This window comes from Pseudomonas sp. GX19020 (genome assembly GCF_023371075.1).
GTDB lineage: Bacteria > Pseudomonadota > Alphaproteobacteria > Rhodobacterales > Rhodobacteraceae > Pseudogemmobacter.
Window position 1 is genome coordinate 63,623 of sequence record NZ_JAMCCR010000002.1, and the last position, 15,685, is coordinate 79,307.

The 15,685-nt window shown below is 62.7% G+C and carries 17 protein-coding genes; all 17 read left to right on the forward strand.

What is annotated here, in order from left to right; all coding sequences use genetic code 11:
* Positions 1 to 834, forward strand: a complete 834-nt coding sequence (locus tag M3484_RS04980; protein ID WP_249495997.1) for a TAXI family TRAP transporter solute-binding subunit — start codon at positions 1 to 3, stop codon at positions 832 to 834.
* Positions 835 to 1,049: 215 nt separating this feature from the next.
* Positions 1,050 to 2,519: a phage terminase large subunit family protein gene (locus M3484_RS04985; protein ID WP_249495998.1), complete on the forward strand. Its 1,470-nt coding sequence runs from the start codon at positions 1,050 to 1,052 to the stop codon at positions 2,517 to 2,519.
* The gene (locus tag M3484_RS04990; protein ID WP_249495999.1) at positions 2,519 to 4,093 is read left to right on the forward strand and encodes a DUF935 domain-containing protein; all 1,575 of its coding nucleotides are present in this window, start codon (positions 2,519 to 2,521) and stop codon (positions 4,091 to 4,093) included. The genes M3484_RS04985 and M3484_RS04990 overlap by 1 nt, the downstream gene beginning before the upstream one ends.
* A gap of 2 nt (positions 4,094 to 4,095) precedes the next feature.
* Entirely contained in the window at positions 4,096 to 5,409 is a 1,314-nt protein-coding gene (locus M3484_RS04995; RefSeq protein ID WP_249496000.1) for a phage head morphogenesis protein, read from the forward strand.
* Entirely contained in the window at positions 5,387 to 5,557 is a 171-nt protein-coding gene (locus M3484_RS05000) for a hypothetical protein (RefSeq protein ID WP_249496001.1), read from the forward strand. The genes M3484_RS04995 and M3484_RS05000 overlap by 23 nt, the downstream gene beginning before the upstream one ends.
* A gap of 173 nt (positions 5,558 to 5,730) precedes the next feature.
* On the forward strand, positions 5,731 to 6,762 hold the full coding sequence (locus M3484_RS05005; protein WP_249496002.1) for a phage protease: 1,032 nt from the start codon (positions 5,731 to 5,733) through the stop codon (positions 6,760 to 6,762).
* 1 nt (position 6,763) lies between these two features.
* On the forward strand, positions 6,764 to 7,165 hold the full coding sequence (locus M3484_RS05010; protein ID WP_249496003.1) for a hypothetical protein: 402 nt from the start codon (positions 6,764 to 6,766) through the stop codon (positions 7,163 to 7,165).
* A 13-nt stretch (positions 7,166 to 7,178) separates the two neighbouring features.
* On the forward strand, positions 7,179 to 8,075 hold the full coding sequence (locus M3484_RS05015) for a Mu-like prophage major head subunit gpT family protein (protein ID WP_249496004.1): 897 nt from the start codon (positions 7,179 to 7,181) through the stop codon (positions 8,073 to 8,075).
* A gap of 80 nt (positions 8,076 to 8,155) precedes the next feature.
* The gene (locus tag M3484_RS05020; RefSeq protein WP_249496005.1) at positions 8,156 to 8,752 is read left to right on the forward strand and encodes a hypothetical protein; all 597 of its coding nucleotides are present in this window, start codon (positions 8,156 to 8,158) and stop codon (positions 8,750 to 8,752) included.
* A 22-nt stretch (positions 8,753 to 8,774) separates the two neighbouring features.
* Positions 8,775 to 9,200 (forward strand): gp436 family protein, encoded by a 426-nt coding sequence (locus M3484_RS05025; RefSeq protein ID WP_249496006.1) that lies wholly within the window; start codon positions 8,775 to 8,777, stop codon positions 9,198 to 9,200.
* On the forward strand, positions 9,200 to 9,727 hold the full coding sequence (locus tag M3484_RS05030) for a phage virion morphogenesis protein (RefSeq protein ID WP_249496007.1): 528 nt from the start codon (positions 9,200 to 9,202) through the stop codon (positions 9,725 to 9,727). Before M3484_RS05025 ends, M3484_RS05030 begins: the two co-directional genes overlap by 1 nt.
* Positions 9,727 to 10,173 carry a phage tail terminator protein gene (locus M3484_RS05035; RefSeq protein ID WP_249496008.1) on the forward strand — a complete coding sequence of 149 codons (447 nt, stop codon included), beginning with the start codon at positions 9,727 to 9,729 and terminating at the stop codon, positions 10,171 to 10,173. Before M3484_RS05030 ends, M3484_RS05035 begins: the two co-directional genes overlap by 1 nt.
* Before the next feature lie 10 nt (positions 10,174 to 10,183).
* Positions 10,184 to 11,116, forward strand: coding sequence for a phage tail tube protein (locus tag M3484_RS05040; RefSeq protein WP_249496009.1), 933 nt, complete (start codon positions 10,184 to 10,186; stop codon positions 11,114 to 11,116).
* Positions 11,117 to 11,140: 24 nt separating this feature from the next.
* Positions 11,141 to 11,479, forward strand: a complete 339-nt coding sequence (locus M3484_RS05045; RefSeq protein WP_249496010.1) for a hypothetical protein — start codon at positions 11,141 to 11,143, stop codon at positions 11,477 to 11,479.
* A gap of 62 nt (positions 11,480 to 11,541) precedes the next feature.
* Entirely contained in the window at positions 11,542 to 11,844 is a 303-nt protein-coding gene (locus tag M3484_RS05050; RefSeq protein ID WP_249496011.1) for a DUF1799 domain-containing protein, read from the forward strand.
* Entirely contained in the window at positions 11,841 to 15,245 is a 3,405-nt protein-coding gene (locus tag M3484_RS23770; RefSeq protein ID WP_249496012.1) for a phage tail tape measure C-terminal domain-containing protein, read from the forward strand. Before M3484_RS05050 ends, M3484_RS23770 begins: the two co-directional genes overlap by 4 nt.
* Positions 15,242 to 15,667, forward strand: a complete 426-nt coding sequence (locus tag M3484_RS05060; RefSeq protein ID WP_249496013.1) for a hypothetical protein — start codon at positions 15,242 to 15,244, stop codon at positions 15,665 to 15,667. Before M3484_RS23770 ends, M3484_RS05060 begins: the two co-directional genes overlap by 4 nt.
* Positions 15,668 to 15,685 lie beyond the last annotated feature (18 nt).

Genomic DNA, 15,685 nt, shown 5'->3' on the forward strand with positions numbered 1-15,685 from the left:
ATGCGCCGCTTTTCCCTTTTGTCTGTCCTAACCTCTCTTTGCCTTGGCATTGCCATGGCGAGTTTCCTGTCAGCGCCATCCTCGGCAGAGGCGCTGACCATCGCCACCGGCAAAGCCGGGGGTGGGTATGATCGCCGTGCCATCCAGATCGAGCAGCGTCTCGAACAGCGCGGCATCGAGGCCGAGATCCTCAACCTGAACGGCTCGGATGAAATCAGTCTTGCTGTCTGCTCTGGCCGTGCCGGCATCGGCATCCTTCAGATCGACGCCATCTATGCCCGGTCCCTCGAAGGCTGCCAGATGAAGGCCGTCGCCTCCTATGGTGCCGAGGTGGCGCTGTTGCTGTTTCCGCCCGGCTCGAAACTTGACGAGCTGGAGGAACTCGGGCCGGGATCGGCGGTGCTGGTCGATACCATCGGCTCCGGTTCCGATCTCTTCTGGCGCACCATCGTGAAGATCGAGAACGGCGATCAGGGCAGCGGTGACGCATGGGCACAGGCCCGCGCAGTCAATGATCCGCTGGAGCTGGCCAATGCCTCGGCAGAGATGGGCGAGATCCACGCGGTTCTGCTGGTCCGCAAATCCGACAGCCCGGATGTGCAGTCGCTTCTGGGTCAGGGCTGGAAGCTGGGCCAGCTCTGGGACCACGACCTTGACGCGCTCGAATTCAACGGCGGCAAGCTCTACCTGTCGGAGAAGCTCTCGGTGCCGACACCGGGCGGGCGCACCGTGAAAGACTGGGGCTATACCGTTCGCAGTTTCATCACGGTGCCGCGCGCCGTGGCCGATGGCGACCGCCAGCGCTTCGCTGCGATCACCGCCGCAGCTCAGTGATCCTTCATGCCTCGCCCAGAGCCGAGATTTCGTTGGGTTGCGCCAGATGGCCGTCGCGGTCGCTGGCGCAAAACCATCAAGGGCGCCGTGATTTCTGCGGTCTCAACCAGCTTCACTGACGCGACTTCGGGCATCCGCATGTCTTTTGATGAAGGAACAGCGGCAGTTCTGTGGCCCGACTTGCGGAAAAAAGGTTGGAAAGTGGAGAGTGAATAGTGAGTGCCGCCGTTCCCGACAGCCCGATCATCAAATTTTTGCCTTACCAGAAGGCATGGATCGCGGATCAGTCGCGGTTCAAGATCGGGATGTTCACCCGGCGCGGCGGCAAGACCTTCGGCTCCTGCGGCGAGATCGTTGATGACTGCACTCGGGCTGAGATCGACCGGCGCAAGGTGCGCTGGACGATCCTTTCCCGGTCGGAGAATACGGCGAAGGAGGCGCTGGAAGACGCGCTGAAGCCTATGACACGGGCCTATTACGCCGTGTTGAAGGGTCTTTCAAACCGCCCGAAACCCGAGTTCAGCGAGGGCGAATTTCACGTCCCCGCGCATGTGAAAGAGGTCCGCCAGGGCGATCAGACCTTCATGATCGAGGTTCCTGAAGCCCGATACAAAACTCAGGAAGTCCATTTCCCGGGCGGCTCGCGCGTGGTGGCCCTGTCCGCAAGCCCGGACGCGGCCCGTGGTTTTGGCGGCAATCTTCTGCTGGACGAGTTTGCGTTCCATGCAGACAGTCGGCGGATCTGGGGGTCGGCTTTTCCGGTGGTCGCTCGGGGCGGGCATAAGCTTCGCGTCATCAGCACCCCGAATGGCAAGGGGAACAAATTCTACGAGCTGATGACGGCGGAGAAAGAAGGCAAGATCTGGTCTCGCCATCACGTCGATATCTACGAGGCTGTAAAACAGGGCCTTGATGTCAATGTCGACGAATTGCGCGGCGGTATGGCTGACGAGGATGCCTGGTCGCAGGAATTCGAACTGGCATGGCTGGATGCCGCCAGCGCTTGGCTTGACTATGACCTGATCTCGGCCTGCGAGCTGAACACGGCAGGGATACCGCTCCTCTACAAGGGCGGCATGTGTTTCGTCGGAGTCGATATCGCGGCCCGAAACGACCTCTTCGTGATCGTGGTGATGGAGCTGGTTGGCGAAGTGCTGATCACCCGCGAAATTGTTGCCGAAAAGCGGATCAGCTTTGCCGAACAGGACCGGCTTCTTGCCGATGTCGTGAAGCGCTACCGCGTTGTGCGGGTGGCAATGGACCAGACCGGCATGGGTGAAAAGCCAGTCGAGGATGCCAAGCGCAACCATGGCACCGAGCGCGTTCAGGGCGTCCTTTTCAGCGCGGCCACGAAACTCGACATGGCGACCCGGCTGAAGGAGTCGATGCAGGATCGCAAGACCCGGATTCCCGAAGGTAATCCGCTTCTGCGCGCCGATCTGCATGCTGTGAAGTCTCAGGTCGGCCTGACCGGCATTCGACGCCTCCTCGCTGATGGTGACACTGATGGTCACGCTGACCGCTTCTGGGCGATGGCTCTGGCCGTCACGGCGGCGGATCTCGGCCAAGAGACCTTTGGCTATGAGGGTGTGCCGGGCACCCGATCCCGCTGGGCCGCACCCGACAATGACGACGACGACGAAAATTCATCCGGCGAACGCTGGGGCAGCAGAGGGGCATGGTGATGCTTGTTGATCAGTTTGGGCGTCCGATGCAGCGCGCGCCAGTCGCGCAGATGCTTGAGCGTGAGGCCGTGGTTACGCTGGGCGGCGTCCGCTCTATCCAGTCGGGCCATCCTGCAGATGGTCTGACGCCGCCCCGCCTGGCCGCAATCCTGCGCGAGTCCGAAACCGGCGATGCCACCGCCTATCTGGAACTGGCTGAGCAGATGGAGGAGAAAGACCTCCATTATGCAGCCGTCCTTGGGGTCAGGAAGCGCGCGATCCGTTCGCTCGACGTGCAGGTCGATGCCGGTGACAATACCGGCGCGGCGGGCGAATTGGCTGATATGACGCGGGCAGCCCTGACCTCTGCCCATGTCCGAACCAGCCTGATCGACATGATGGATGCGCTCGGCAAGTCATTCTCTGTCTGCGAGATGGTGTGGGAGCGCGAGGGCAAAGGCCTGAAGCTGGCCGGCGTTGAACATGTCGATCCCCGCTGGTTCGAGTTCAGCCGCGAGAATGGCGCTCATCTTTTCCTGCGCGACAATGCCGGGCCGCAGCCGCTCCGGCCTGATACCTACATCATCCATATGGCGAAGGCGAAATCGGGCCTTGCGATTCGGGGCGGTCTCGCTCGTCTCGCCGCCTGGGCCTATCTCTTCAAGAATTACACCATCAAGGATTGGTCCATCTTCCTTGAGGCCTATGGGCACCCGCTGCGCCTCGGGAAATACGGCCCCAGCTCCTCAGCCGAAGATCGCCGGACGCTGTTGCGCGCCGCGCGCCAGATCGGCGTGGATATGGCGGCGATCATCCCGAAGGATATGGATCTGGAGGTGATTGCCGCAGCCATCAACGGGGCAGAAAAGCTCTACGAGGGCAATGCGCGATATTGGGATGAACAGGTCTCGAAAGGCGTCCTCGGCCAGGTTGCCACCACTGATGCCATCGCGGGCGGGCATGCGGTCGGCAAGATCCACGAAAGCGTCCGCGACGATATCCGCGATGCCGATGCCGAGCAGCTCGCGGCCACCCTGCAGCGTGACGTGGCAGGCGCATTCCGCCGGCTCCATTTCGCGGACAATGTGGCGCTGCCGACTATCAGCTTCCCGCCGCCCGAGACCGCCGATCCAAAGCTTCTCCTCGATCTGATTGAGCGCGGCCCGGAAGACCTGACCATCGCGGTCAGTCAGATCCGGCACGTCTTTGCGCTTCGCAAGCCCGAGGACGGCGAAGAAGTGATCACCCCGAAAAAGAGGGAAGCAGATCCGCCAGTTGTCCGGCCCGCGCCAGCAGCTCCGGCTCCGACCGCGCCTGATGCCAAACGGCAGGCCGCATCCCGTATTGATCCGCCCCGCGACAGCATCGACGCGCTGATTGATGAGGAGATCGGCAGCGGTGATATCCAGCAGGCTATGGAAGGAGAGATCGGCGAGTTGATCGAGGCGCTGACCTCAGCACAGAATATGGATCAGGTCCGCGACATTCTTGCGGCTTTCGGTGACAGCGCACCCGACGCGGTGCAGGATCTGCTGACCCGCTCAACCTTTGCCGCGCGGGTTGCGGGCGAAGTGGGCGCCCCCCTGAAGGATTGACCATGGCCGGGATCGAGCTGAAGCCGCTGCACCATCGCGAGGCCATTGAGTATTTCCGTTCCAAGGGGTTTGCGCCTCAGCTCCAGCGCTTCCACCACCTCGACACGTTCCGAGAGGAGCATGCCCGCAACTGGGTTGTCGCCAAGGCGATGCGAGATGATGTCAGCCAGGCGATCCGGGCCGAGGTTGACCGCGCCTTGGCCGAAGGCCGGACGCTGGCGCAGTTTCAGGAGGATCTGGCACCGCGCCTGAAGGAACTCGGCTGGTGGGGCAAGTCTCTGGAAACCGATCCCCTGACCGGCGAGCTGACTGAGGTCCAGCTCGGCTCAATGCGCCGGCTGCGGGTGATCTTCGACACCAATATGAGGACAGCCCATGCGGCCGGGCACTGGGCGCGCATTCAGCGCACGAAGCGGGCTTTCCCCTATCTGCAATACATCCAGATCGAGCGCCCGACGAAGCGGCATGATCACGCGCGGTTTCATGGCAAGATCTGGCATGTCGATGATCCAATCTGGCAGCGTATCTATCCGCCGAATGGCTACTTTTGCGGTTGCACGGTTCGCCAGCTCACGGAAGGCCAGATGCAGCGCGAGGGTCTGACTGTCTCGCCGCCCATGGATCTGGACGAACAGCCGTGGACGAATAAGCGCACCGGCGAGGTGTTCCAGGTGCCGAAGGGCGTCAATCCCGGCTTTGACAGCAATCCCGGCGCGGCGTGGCTGGATCTGGGCAAGGACTGGGAAGAAATGACGCCGGACATTTCGTCTGGTGCCCGTGCCTCAGGTCGCGGCACCATCGAGGGTCTGCGCCTTCGCCGCCTCGGCGATGGTCGAGAGACGCTGGTAGTGGCGGATTCGGACGGGGTGCCGGTATCACAGCGCACTGCCGACCCGGCCAGCCCGGACCTGATCCCGGTCGATGGCATGCGTGTTCCCGCCACCCCGCATTTCCTGCGCAGCCATATTTCGGAGGCATCGCTGGCAAGCGATGATCTTTCTGCCATGGCCGAGTTTCGGGCCAGCTCATTCACGGCGATTAGCCCCGGCGGATCGATCTGGCGCGCGGTGCGCAATCCTGACGCTGATATTGCATCCGGGCTGGCCGAGTTTTCCTCGATCATACCCGAGTTCAAAAGCGAATTGCGGGCTATCGAAGATCCAGATCTGCTCTTTTCTCACGCCCGCATGCTCTGGCTTGAGAACGAGGGCATCCTCACCTATCATTTCCGCATGTCAGAGCGCGTCCGGCAGATCATGGATGCGGATGCGGACCTGCTTTCAAGGATGATCAATGCCCGCCGCCTTCCGCGCTGATCCTGATCTTCTAGACCTCGATGCCTGGCTCGTGAGGCTGGAAGAGCTGCGGGACGATGATGCGGCACCAGCGCGGATTGCCCATGTCGAGGCGCATATCAATGCGCTTATGACCCCATCAAAGCAGCGCCCCGCACAGGCGCGCTGACAGCGCAGCCGCCCCGATCCACCTGAAAAGCGGAGGTGGGCGTTTTTGGAGGCGCTCCGGGGGTTTTAAACGGTATCCCGTCGCGCTCTCTGCCGCCCCTCCTTGCCGGCGCGGCTTGCCCCCGAAACTACATCCCCCGGCCCTGATCGCATCTAACCTGCGACAACTGGGCTATGACCCAAACCCTCCGAAATATGTGCGCCATGGCGGCGCTGCCGGAAACGGCCCCTGACCGGATCGAGCTGATCCCGGTCGGAGCATTTCGCACCGCAGACGGACGCCCGCCTTTCGTGCTGGATGATCCTGCAGCGGTGATCGCGACCAGCTTCCTGCATGCCGCTGGCGGCAAGGTGCTGCCTATCGACTTCGATCACCGCAGCTTTGCCGAACAGGGCAGCGCTGACAGTCGGGCTGCTGGCTGGATCACTGGGCTGGAGGTCGAAGGTGATCGGGTCATAGCTTTGGTGGATTGGACCGCAGAGGGGCGCGCCGCTCTGGCGAGTCGGTCTTACCGCTTCATTTCGCCTGTCTTCAAAAGTTGGCCCGATGGTCGGGTCGCTCTGATCGAGGGTGCGGGCCTCGTCAACAATCCCGCGCTCCCGCAAATCCGTCAACTTGCGTCAAAGGAAATCCAGATGGATCTCGCCAAAGAGATCGGTGGCAAGCTCGGCTTGCCCGCTGATCAGCCCGCGCAGCTCGTCGCTCGCGTCATTGCCCTTCTGGGCGCTGAAACCCAGCTCGCCTCGATCCTCGTCGCCGGCAAGGTTGCCGGTTCGGGAGAAGATGCTGCGCGCCAGATCTGCGCGCGCCTGATCACTTCCGCCGCCGATCCCGACCCGGCAAAGTTCGTGCCGATGGCTTCCTTCACCGAGTTGCAGACCCAGTTTGCCTCGCTTCAGAAGGAAGTCGGCGACGGCAAGGTTGATGCCGCGCTCCAGCTCGCCCGTGATGAAGGCAAACTGGTCCCGGCAGATGAGCCGTGGGTGCGCAATCTCGCTTCGCGCTGCATGAACGATTTCGAGGCATGGCGCAAAACGGCCCCGGTGCGGGTCGATGTTACCGGCCAGCGCCAGCTTGCCGGGCGCAAGCCGCCCGCGAAAATCGCCGCCGATGGCCTGAATTCTCTTGAGCGACAGATCGCCTCGCGCATGGGCGTCAGTCAGGAGGCCTTCCTCAAAACCCGCGCCGAAAAGCAGGAGGCCTGACATGACAGCTCTCGCAAAAAACGCTCCGCGAACCCGCGTTGGATTCGGTCAGCGTTTCCGTGATCCCGTGGCTGCGGCGACCCGCATTTTCGCCGGGTCGATGGTCGCGCTGAATGCGGCGGGCAATGCAATCCGCGCCGCCCCAACCGCCACCCGTATTCGTGGTGTTGCGCTGGAGGAGGCTGACAACACCACCGGCGCAATCGGTGACAGGTCGGTCGATATCGAACGCGGCCCGTTCCTTGTTGCCAATGACACGACGAACCCGGTCACCCGCGCCCATATCGGCGCCAATGTCTATGTCGTCGATGACAACACGGTCGGCTCCTCCGCTACCGGCACCATCGTGGCGGGCAAATGCCTTGATGTGACGCCTGAGGGCGTCACCGTCGAAATCCTCTGATCGGAGATCCATAATGGATGTCAGCTTTGAAGCGCTGGATGCGCTCGATACGGCCATTAAAACGGCCTTCAACGACAGCCTGACCGGGGCTGAAACCACCTATACCCGGATCGCCATGACGGTCACTTCGACCACCGCGCAGGAAGCTTATCCCAAGCTGAAAGAGCTGGGTGGTATGCGCGAATGGATTGGCGAACGCCACATCCAGCGCCTGGAAGAAGAAGGTTTCATTATCCGCAACCGGAAGTTTGAAAACACCGTCGCTGTGCCTGCTGACAAGATCGATGATGATCAATACGGCATTTACACACCGTTGGTGGCAGATCTTGGTCAGACGGCTGCTGAACTGCCGGATGAACTGGTCTGGGAGCAGCTCGAATTGGGTTGGACCAAAGAGCATTTCGACGGCCAGCTCTTCTTTGATACCGACCACCCCGTCATGGATGCCGAAGGCAAAGAGCAATCGGTCTCGAACAGCCAGGGCGGCACCGGCGCGGCCTGGTATCTGATTGATGACAGTCGGGCAATCAAGCCGATCATCTTCCAGGATCGACAGAAGGCCCAGATCACCCCGAAAGCCAGCCTGACCGACGACAATGTCTTCTTCCGGGACGAATTCATCTGGGGCGCAAAGCGCCGCTGCGCCACCGGTTTCGGGGCCTGGCAGCTTGCCTACGGTTCGCGCCTGCCGCTGACCCCCGAAAACTATGCTGCCGCCCGCGCAGCAATGATCGGCGCGCGCGGTCATCGTGATCGCAAGCTGAACCTGAAGCCGAAGCTGCTGGTGGTTCCGGCGAGCCTCGAAGGCGCAGCGCGCGACCTCTTGCTGAATGAACGCGATGCGGCGGGTGCCACCAATAAATGGCGCAACACCGCTGCGTTGCATGTTGAAGGCCGTCTGAGCCTCTGAGCCAGCCCCGCCTGCATGGCGGTCGGTTTCCTGAGGGGCGGGTTTATCCCGCCCTGACGATAAGCCGACAGGAGAAAGTAATGGCCCGTAAATCCACGACCACCCGCGCAACGGCGAAACCCAATACCGCCCAGACCGAGGGTCAGGACCAGGCGAACACCAATACCCAGGGGGAGACCGGCACCGGGAAACCGGATCAGACCCATACCCCGCCGTCCAGCCTTGCCGAGCAGGCTGGCGGCAACGCGGGCGGCGAAGGCGATACGGCCTTCGCCGCAGGGAATACCCAGGGGGCCAATGACGCGGGTCAGACCGCCGAGGCCCTGTTGCAGGCTCCGGGAGGCCCGCAAGGGTCAGCGCCGGGGCAAGGCGGGGAGGCCGAAATCCTCCCCGCCACCAATCCGACCGGCGGTCAGGATCTGCGCACCTTCGAAGGGCTGGAACAGCCCGGTGGCGCGGGAAACGTCCTCGCCCCGGAAGCTGGTGCCACCGGCGGTGGTGGCCCCGCTGATGACCCGGCCATGATCACGGTGATCTGCCACGCCAAAGATGGCCGTCGCCGCCTTGATCGTCGCTGGCCCGAGGGTGAGACGCCCGTCCCGGTGGGCGAGCTGTCCGATACCGAAATCGCCATTCTGCGCGGTGATCCCCGTTTCACCGTGATCCTGCCCACCTGATCCGTCACCCCGAGGCCCCGCCGTGATCTACGCCACCCTTGCACAGCTCAAAGCCGTGATCCCGCTTTCGGATCTGCAGCTCCTGACCGACTTCGAAGGTCAGGACGAGCCGTCAGATTTTCGGCTGGAAGAGGCGCTGGCGGATGCCTCGGCAGAGATCGACAGCTATGTTGGCGGTCTGGTCGCGGGTCTGGCGGAACTGCCGCGCATCCTGCAGGTGCATTGCCGCGATCTGGCGATGCACCGCCTTTACGTCAATCTCGGCCATGACATGACCAGCCGGGACAAGGTTCGCAGCTCGATCCTCGCCTACCTGCGGCAGGTCCAAAAGGGCGAAGCCTCGCTCGGCGATGATGGCACCGGCCAGCGCGTCGAAAGCACTCCGGGCGTGGCTATGACCGAAGGCCCCGAACGTCAGATGACCCGCGACCGGCTGAAGGGGTTCTGATGACCGGCGTTCAGTATCATGTCGATTTCAAAGACCTGGGCATTGCCGAGGGCTTTGAGGCCATTGCGGACGGGGCCGAAGATCTTACCGATCTCATGGATTTGGTGGGTTCGGTTCTCGTCAACGGCGCAATCGAGCGCATCAGCTCATCGAATGTTTCGCCGGATGGTGTCGCATGGCCGCAGAGCCTGCGGGCAAAGGAGGATGGTGGCAGAACCCTGCATGAAAGCGGGTTGCTGATGCGCTCGATCACCAGTCACGCCGCGCCGCGCGAGGTGATGGTCGGTTCGAACATGATCTATGCCGGCGTGCATCAGGCCGGGGCGACCATCAAGGCGAAGACCGCGAAGGGCCTCAGTTTCACGCTCGCGAACGGCGACAGCGTGGTGGTCGGCTCGGTCACCATTCCGGCCCGGCCTTATCTCGGGATCTCGGAGGCCGAGCAGGCCACCATTCAGGATGTCACCGCGATTTTCGTGGATGACCTCCTTGGGGGCCGGTCCCGGTCCAGCGCGAGGGGCGGCTGATGCTGACCCTCGATCTGACCCAGATCCGCGACCGGCTGGAAACCACGGTTGCCGCTTTCGAGCATGTCGGGCTTGCCCGCGATCTCGGTACCGTCCGCCAGCAGACCCTGCGCTGGCCTTCCGCCTGGGTGGTCTTGCTCGGCGAGCAGGCTGGCGAGAACCGCTATTTCGGCACCGATATGATCGAGCAGGCCATCACCGCCCGCGTCGGCATCATCATGGCGATCCGCGACATTGCCGACCGCACCGGCGCTCAGGCCGGGAAGGCCCTGAAGCCGATCCGCGAGGCCGTGCTGCTCAGCCTCGGACGTTTTGTGCCTGAGGCCGGCGGGCAGGCCTTCCGGTTTGCGTCGGGCGCCCTTCAATCCGGGATAGACGCCCAGGGCGGTCTGTTCTGGCAGGACAATTACACCCTGCGCTTTGACCGGCGCATCCAGATCACCTGAGGAGAACCACATGGCTACCTGGGCACAGCGCCTTATCCGCGAGAAAATTCAGGTTGATCCTGACACCGCCATCGCCACCACGGCGACGGATGCCATCCTCGCCCGCAATGTCACGATGCGCTTTCTCGATGCTGAATATCAGCAGCGGGATTTCGTGATCGGCATCGAGGGCGCGCAGGGCGAAGATCTCTACAATGTCCGCTCGGGCGCCGAGTATGAGGTCGAGGCTGCCTTCGCCAATGCCCCGGAGACCCCGCCGCAATATGCCCATCTGATCCGCAGCTCGGGCTGGGACATGGCCGATGATGACGGCGATATCGTCTTCACGCCCATGGACCCCGGCGCGGTCATTCCGGCCTGCACCCTGATGATGAAGAACGGGGCGCTGCAGCAGGTGATCTCTGGCCTGCGCGGCTCGCTTGCCTTCACTGCGGAGGTGGGCCGCAAGCCGTTCTTCCGGTTCAATCGCATGGGCCGATACCAGCCGCCTTCGGCCTATGTTGCTGAAACGCATAATTTCGACGACTGGCCGCGCGCGCTCGACTGCACCCCGGAGAACATGTTCGCGGTCACCCTGGGCGGCACCAAGCTCTGCTGCCGCAGCTTCAACTTCACCGATGGCCGCTCGCCGGTCGTCGATAAGTACATGAACTGCGAGGGCACTACGCTCGGTCCGCGCCGCATGACTGGCCGAATCACTGTCAAATGGCCCAGCCATGCCGCCAAGGATCTGCTGACCCAGATCCGCCAGGGCGTGACCGAGCCGCTCGTCTGGACCCTTGGTGACGCCACCACCTTCATGTCGATCAGCGCGCCGAAGGTTCAGATCAAATGGGCAGGCGAGCAGGATATTGAGGGTGACCTCGGCATCAACCTCGATCTCGTTTTTGAACCCGATGCGGGCAATGACGAGATCGAAATGCGCTTCGCCCAGCCCCTCTGATCCCGTTTTTGAAAGACCGGTACCATGTTTGTTTTCAATCCCGACTACACCTTTGAATGGCCCGTAAAGGTCGATCACCCCGGCGGCGAGAAGCAGGAATTTACCGGCATCTTCCGCCAGCCGGAGGATGAGAAGGACATTTTCGAGCGCGTCACCGCCGATGATTTGCCCGGCATGATCGAGGCCGCGAAAGCGCGGATTGCGCGCTATTGGATCGGCTGGCGCGGCATTCAGGTCGTCGGTGGCGGCGAGCTGGCCTTTTCAGAAGAGAACCGCGACCGCCTTCTGAAGAACCGCGCTATCCGGCTCGGGGTGGATCGGGCGCTGCACGAAGCCCTTGTCGGGGATCGTGAAAAAAACTGACCCGCGCCGCGCAGGCCCTCTGGGGCGGCGCGGCGGTTTCAGATGAGCTGGTCTCGGATGTGATGGCCGAGACCGGTGTTGACCGGGAAGAGGCTGTCAGGATCGCGCGCCATATGCTCGGTTCCGACGAACAGACCATCGTCCTGCCGGTGAGCGAGCGCGAGACTATCCGCCTCGCTCTGGCAAGTGCCGGCCAGTGGCGCACCGCGCCTTATGGACTGGGCGGCTCCCGCCCCATCGCCCTCGATCTCACCGCCGTCGATGTCGCTGCGAAGTGGCTCGGCATCCAGCCCTCGGCCCACATCTTTGACGGCATCGCCATCATGGAGCGTGAGGCCCTCAAATCCATGAGGAAACCCCGGTGAACGGCTCGGAAATGCGCGCCTCTCTGATCGTCACAGCCGATGCCAACAGCGTCGTGCTGGAAGGCCGGCGCGCATCCGAGGCCTGGCGGGAGTTCCGCCGGGAAATGGGCGCACCCATCAATCGCCCCAACGCGCCGGCCTCGGTCGATCCGACCATTGCCATGCGGCAGGAGGCAGCGGTGCAGGCCGCGCGCGCAAACCGCGCCCTGATCCAGGAGCAGGAGGCACTGGATCGCTCCTTCCGGCAGACGGCTTCAGCCGGGCGCATGGTGGAAACCTCCCTCGATCAGATCGCGAAATCGGCGGAGGATTCCGCGGACGTTTTCACGGCAGCCTTTGAGCGCGACGAACAGGCAATGTTCGATCTGGCGAACAGCCTCGATCCGGCGATGCGGGCTATGAGCGAATTCGAGGCCACCCAGCTCAGGATTGCCATTGCCGTGGCCACCGGCGTGACCGAGCAGGAAGAAGCCGTGCGAATGCTGGATCAGTTGACCCAGCGATACGACGCCTTCATCGCCAGCCAGCGCCGCAACCCGGATGCCGGTTCCGCCCGCATCAGCGCCGGGGTGTTTGAGGCCGGTTTCACCGAAAAGTCACGTTCCGAGGAATCGGCGCGGATTTTTCGTGAGTTCGAGGCCGAGCAGGCACGGGCTGCAGCTCAGGCGTTTTCGATGCTTGAGGCCAGCATCAATCCGGTAATTCGGGCCGAACGCGAGCTGGCTCAGGCGCAGGCTGTGGTCAATCGCGCGGTTCAGCAAGGTCAGGCGACCAACACCCAGGCCGCTCGTGCCCTTGCCGAACTGGAAAACCGCTATGAGTCGGTGGTCAGGGCGCAGAGCAGCGCTGCCCAGAGCGCCGCTGTCATAGAGCGTGCGCTGGAAGAGGAAGAGCGCGCCGTCCGCGCCCTGATGCTTGCAGTCGATCCGGCAGCCCGCGCCCAGCAGCAGTTGACGCAAACGCAGAACCAGCTCAACAGCGCCGTACGCAACGGCACGATCACCCAGGAGGAGGCGACCCGCACTCTTGCCCTGTTCGAGACCCGCCAGCGTCAGGTGGGCGCAAGTGGCGTGACCATGGCGATGGGCGTCCAGAATGCCAGCTATCAGATCACCGATTTCGTAGTTCAGGTGCAGGCCGGGCAATCGGCCTCGCTGGCGCTGGCGCAGCAGCTCCCTCAGCTCCTTGGCGGCTTTGGCGCGCTTGGCGCGGTTCTGGGGATGGTTGTGGCGCTGGGCGTTCCGCTGGTGAGCTGGTTCTTTGCCACTGGCGATGCCGCAGGAGATCTGGACGAACGGCTACAGAAACTTGAGGGATCGCTCAGCGGTGTTTCTGACAAGCTGAAAATCCTGCGCGATCAGGAATTGTCGTCGACCTTCGGGAGCATGACGGGAGAAATCCGCTCACTCACCGAAGAGTTGCTGAGGCTGGAACGCGCCGCAGAGCTGAAGAACCTGCAGAGCACTCTGGACAAGCTTCTTAAAGAGAACATTGAGGCGGGTGAATTTTCGGAGCTGTGGGAGGCACTATCTGGCAGCCGGGGCGCTCCTGCCAGATCACAGGAGCAAGTGACCCGCGACAATTACACTGAGTTCACGGGTGGTCGCGGCCCCGACTACGATGACTTTTCAGCACGTCGTGCCGAGATTGATGCCTTGGCCAAGGCTGGAAACGTAAAAGCGGTTACGGCGGAAGTCTCCCAGCTAATCCGCGATTTTGCGGCTGATGGCCCTTTGACCGATATGAATAACAGCTTTCTGGATATGCTCCTGAGCCTCGGCAAAGTTGCTACTCAGACAGCCGAGGTCGAGGCACAGTTCAACGGTTCCGCTCAGGCTGCAAAGGCGTGGGCAGAACTGGTGGCTACAGTCGGAGATATCTGGCAGCAATCCAGCGAACAGGGCCGAGAGGCACTGGAATCGGCCAATGAACGCATCCGCATTTCCGAGAATGAACTCTCGCTTGCACAGGTTATTGCGCGTCATGGTGACGAAAGCCGCGAAGCTGAGGCCGAACGCGACAGGATTGCGCGCGAGAACTATGAACTGGAGCTTGAGCGGGCAAACGTCTTCGGCACACAGCGCGACCGGCTTCTGGAGATCTTCGACCAGCACAACACGGTGACGGATGCGACCGCGCGCTGGGCCGATACGATGGCAGGGGTGCGTGGCGAGATCGAGGGGATCATGTCAGCCATTGCCAGCATCGGCGGTGGCATGATCGACCGAGCGGCGAAAAATGCCGAGCTGCAAGCCCTGCAGGGCGGAGCGACCATTGCTGAAGCTGCTGCGCGCGGTCAGGAAACGCGTCGTTCCGCTCAGTATAATGCCCGCAGCAACGCGCTTGGCGGCGGCATGTTCGGTCAGGCCGTGGCCGGGGTGGAACGCTGGTGGGGGGCGACCGGTGACGCACTGGACGCAAACCTCGGAGACGCCCGTTCGGAGGCCCGCCGCCTTGAGAGTGAAGCGCGGCGCAAAGGGGGCGGCGGATCGAGCGGCCTTGGCGCGATTTCTTCGGTTAAGGACGAGATTGCCCGCCTGAAGCCATCTCTTGAGGCCGATGTCGCGGCTGCCGAGGCGTGGCGCGACAAGGCTCTCGCAGCCCTGAAGAAGGGCAAAGAGGGCTACGCCGAATATGCCGCTGATGTGGAGACCATCTTCCAGGAGCGGCTGGCCGAAGCCTACAAAGCCGATCTGGAGCGCCGCGATGACTGGGCGGCTGGTGTCGCGCGCGCCACGCTGCAGCTGGAAGACGACATGACGAGCTGGGCCGATTTCACGGAAAACGCCGTGACGAAGTTCGCCGAGTCCGGTGAGGATGCTTTCGCGAAATTCGTCACCACCGGCAAAGCTTCCATCGGTGATTTCGTGGATTTCGTGGCCGAGGCCTTCGCGCGCCTCGCATTTCAGCAGATGATCATGCCGGGCCTGACCACGGGTCTGAACGCCATTATCGGCGCGATCGCGCCCGGCCTCATCCCTGCAGCCGGCGCATCGCTCTCGACCAATCACACCGGTTCGCCGGGCGTCATGCGCTCCTATGCCTTCGCCGGCTATGGCGACACGCCGCGCCCGGATGAGCGTCTCACCATGATGAAAAACGGGGAACAGATGCTGACCTCGCGCGCGCTGGAGAATGCCGGCGCGCTGATTTCCTCTTTGTCGGCGCTGGCCGCGCAGTCCAATCAGGCCGTCCAGGTCTCGGCGCCGGTGCAGATCATCACCAACACCCGGACCCCTCTGGAGGTCGAGGAGCGCGAGACCACCACGCCTCAGGGCGGGCGGCAGCGGCAGTATGTGCTGTCTGATGCCGTTGCCACCGGCCTGAATACACGCGGCGGCGCGGCGCGCGGCGCAATGAGCCGGACCTTCGGTGTCGAAGAAACGGGGATCAGACGATGAGCCATCCCAACTGGCCCGAGGCCCTGACCCGTTTCGAGCGTGAAGGCTGGCAGGTTCAGATGCAGGACGCCCGCCAGCGCCGTCAGGGCGATGCCGGCCCGCCGGGCTGGCGGCGTCGGTTCTCCAATGCAGCGAAGCTGGTCAATCTCTCCATCGTCCTGACCCGCAATGAGAAGGGAGCTTTCGACAAGTTCTACGCTGAGACCTGCAAACAGGGATCTCTGCTCTTCTGGATGCCTGATCCGACCACCGATGGCTGGCCCTTGCTGACCTCGTCAGGTGAGCCGCTTCTGACATCAGACGGCACCCCAATTCTTCTGGCCGCGCGCTGGCTCTGCAGCTTCGGGGATCAGACGCCGGTCGAGACGATTGCCGAGCAGGTCAAATTCCGCAAATCCTTCAACATCGTGGTGATGCCGTGAGGCTGGTTTCCCTTAACT